Source organism: Okeania sp. SIO2B9 (assembly GCF_010672505.1).
Taxonomy (GTDB): Bacteria; Cyanobacteriota; Cyanobacteriia; order Cyanobacteriales; family Microcoleaceae; genus Okeania; species Okeania hirsuta.
In genome coordinates, this window is sequence record NZ_JAAHGK010000852.1 from 1 (window position 1) to 3434 (window position 3434).

Consider the following 3434-nt stretch of genomic DNA (forward strand, 5'->3'; position numbering starts at 1 on the left):
TAACCCAGAAACGCGGATCGATGAGACAGGGCAACCAATAAAAAGTCGATTTTCTTGCCAGTCTACCACTACCCAAGAATTTTTATCCTGCATATCAGCATAGATAGATTCATCAGTTTGACAAGTCGTTAATGGCGTTCCCGGTAAAATCAAAAAAGTGCGTAGCAGATAAACAACTTTCTTACAAAATCCACAGTCTTTATCATAATAAATCTTTAATCCTTGCCGTTCATTTGTCTTAATTTTTTCCTGCCAATTATCCCATACTGGTGTAGGAATCAAAGCCAACCAACTAACAATACTTAAAAAAGGAAATATTCCTATAGTAAAACACAAACCAAAAGTAATATGTAAAAGAATAAATGAAACAACAGCAAAGGAACGGAAAAACGTAATTCCAAAAGGAATAAAAATCATCCAAGGTCCTAACCATTCAAACCAAAGAGCTGCCCAGGTTAGTAACTTTAATATAGGCTGAGGAAAACTTAGTAAAAATTGCCCGAATGTTGTAGCATACCCATCAAAACTCAAAGAATAATAGACAGCATCTCCATCAGGCCACCATAATTCACTTTTTGTTTTATATGCTGCTGAACCTGCGTAAATAAGCACCATTTGTGCCATTAATGCAAAAGTAGCAGCAGAACAAATACGTTTCGGTAATTTTTCTGTTGATGAATTCAATGCACTATCAATTGAATAGTTTGCTCCCAATGGTAAGAACATTGACCAAAAAAGTAGCACCCTTAATACATCATCTCCAGCAAAAATCAGGGTAGGATTTCTATTATGAATAGAAATAATAAACGCCCACATAGCAATAGTTGCTAATCTAGTTCGATATCCTACTAACAAAGCTATAGCTATTAATCCTGCAAATAAGAAAATTAACCCCTGTACAAAAGCTGCACCACTAATTGAATTTATTGACCAATACAAAGGACTTGAAATTTCCTTGAGTAATGTTCGAGGCAATACTCCAGCATCACTATAATGAGCTGTTAAATCTCCAGCACGGATAATTAAATCTGTGATAATTATTAACGCTAACCCTATTCTAAATAGGGCAAGCGATCGCAAATCTAAACCAAACAATTTTTCCAGTGTGGCACCTAAATTATTTTTTTCCTTTTCCATACTTACTGTCATTTTAATTATTTATAGTAATTTCATTTGAGTTGCGTAAAAAACATGGTTGCTTTTAGGCAACAGGCAACAGGCAACAGGCAACAGGTAAGAAGGTTTGCCGAACTTTTTACTGTTAGCAAATAACTAATTCTTGTTTGACATATCATTTGAAAATGCTATAGTTATTGACTGTATTAAAATTATAAATTATCTATTTATCTCAATTTTTTGTGACTAGCTGATTTGCCAAATAAATGTTGCCACCAAACTTGTAATCTATGGCGAATAACTTTAAATTTGTGAGATAAAGTAGGTAATCTTTGAATATAAACTCCTAACCTAACCAAAGCAGCAAAAGAGCCAGATAAACTAATACCAAAACTAGAAATAGCTGCCGTATTCATCCCCAAAGTAATCATCTCTCCCAAATGTAAATAATGAAACGGTCTTGGGCGTTTATTATTTAAAGTTTTCCACAGATTTTTTGCTGCTTGACTTGCTTGTTGATAAGCAACTTGAGCTGTTGCTGGAAGTTGTTGATTATTGGGATATGAAATCTCCGCAACATCTCCTAATGCAAATACTTCTGGATAGTCCACTAACTGTAAAGTTGGCTCACAAATAAGTTGACCTCTAGAATTATGAGAACAATCCAAATTTTTCACCAACTCTCTCATTTGAGTTCCCGCAGTCCATAATATTAAATCGGTGGGGATAACAGCAGTTTCTCCAGCTTGCAAAATAGTGATTTTGTCAGTTTCAATAGCATTCACACCTGTCTGTAAACTGATTAAAACATTTCTTTTATCTAAAGCTCGTTGAGCATTTTTCCGAGTAGCAGGAGTAAAACTTTTCAGAATTTCCTTTCCTCTTTCTATCAGACGTATTTCTCCCCTTTTCCCTAATCTATCTGCTATTTTTCCTGCTAACTCTACCCCACTCGGACCCCCACCTACAATACTTACCAGAATTTTTTCTTGGCTAGAATTTTCCAAACTTTGTAACTTTTGTTCGAGGCGTTGAGTATCAGCTAAAGTTCTGAATGTCAAAACATTTTCTGCACCATTTGGTATTTTTCCATTAGTGACACCCACAGCAATAACTAAATAATCATAAGGCAAATTTCCTCCCTCTAAAAGTTTAACTTGACTAGTTTTTAAATCAATATCTTCAACCGTGTCTTGGCAAAACTGAATGTCTTTATTTTTGAGTAATTTATCAAAAGATGGAGCTATTTCCCAAGTTTTAAGTTCATCTGTAATCACCTCATAAAGTAAGGGAGTAAACACAATATGATCCTGTGAATCTATTAAAATTATTTGACAGTTTTTATGTTTAAATCCCCGAAAGCTTTGTAAATACAATGCTGTATAAAGACCGCCGAAGCCACCGCCTAAAATACAAATTTTTGTAGCTACATTACTTCCTTCGACTGTTTCAGATATTTTTCCAGTTTCCACAGCTTTTAATATTGATAATTATTGATTTTTGGCGTTGGTGAAAAGAGGTATGATATCTTGTCCGGATAAGAGCGCGAACAAAAAACTTTCCCCTTCTATTCCTTATTTCTTTTTCTTTATTCCCTCCTGACTCCTGACTCCTGACTCCTGACTCCTAAATAATTAAGATTAATATCATACCCTAATTTACCAGCGCCGATTTTTTACCTATTCTATAAAAATTACTCCTGACAAATCCCGATATGAAAATTTTCAGGAAGCAGCCTTCAACAATTAATTATTAATAATTAATTATTAATTATTAATTATTAATTATTAACTCTCCTTGAAAAAAAGAGAATTAACTCAAAATAATTTTTTTTCTTTTTTCTCCTTTAAAGGAGAGGCTTTAAATCTTAATTATTCGGTAATTTTTTTTAAATTAACTTCAAAATTTTTACAGGTATAGCAATTTACTCTGGCATATTTACGCATTATTTTTTGTACATCTTTTCTAGATTGCACTTAATAACTCTAAGTTGTAAGTACCTGAAAGCGCATTGCTATAATTATATTTTTGAATCAAGTCATATAAAACTTTTTGTCAGAGCAAAATGTATTAGTACCTAACCAATTTTACTATTCAGAATTCTCCTTGCCACTATTGTTTTCATACCCTAACACCTAACCCAAAGTTTTAATATGATAGTAGAGCTTGTTTTAACCTCCATCGACCGCATGTTTGGTTTTACTGAAATATTTCTTCAACCGATATACATCAACACTCCAAATTAAAATCAATATGATCGCATTTAATCTGTTAACCATTGTATTTCACGCCCCAAAAATTTTTGTAAATCCAAAATA

General features: G+C 33.2%; 2 protein-coding genes. Both read right to left on the minus strand.

Annotation, left to right across the window (positions count from 1 at the left end):
• Window positions 1-1149 (minus strand): HTTM domain-containing protein (locus F6K13_RS24465; RefSeq protein ID WP_287288646.1); only part of this gene is annotated, 1149 nt, incomplete at its 3' end.
• Window positions 1150-1343: 194 nt separating this feature from the next.
• Entirely contained in the window at window positions 1344-2588 is a 1245-nt protein-coding gene (locus F6K13_RS24470; protein WP_124143984.1) for an NAD(P)/FAD-dependent oxidoreductase, read from the minus strand.
• Window positions 2589-3434 lie beyond the last annotated feature (846 nt).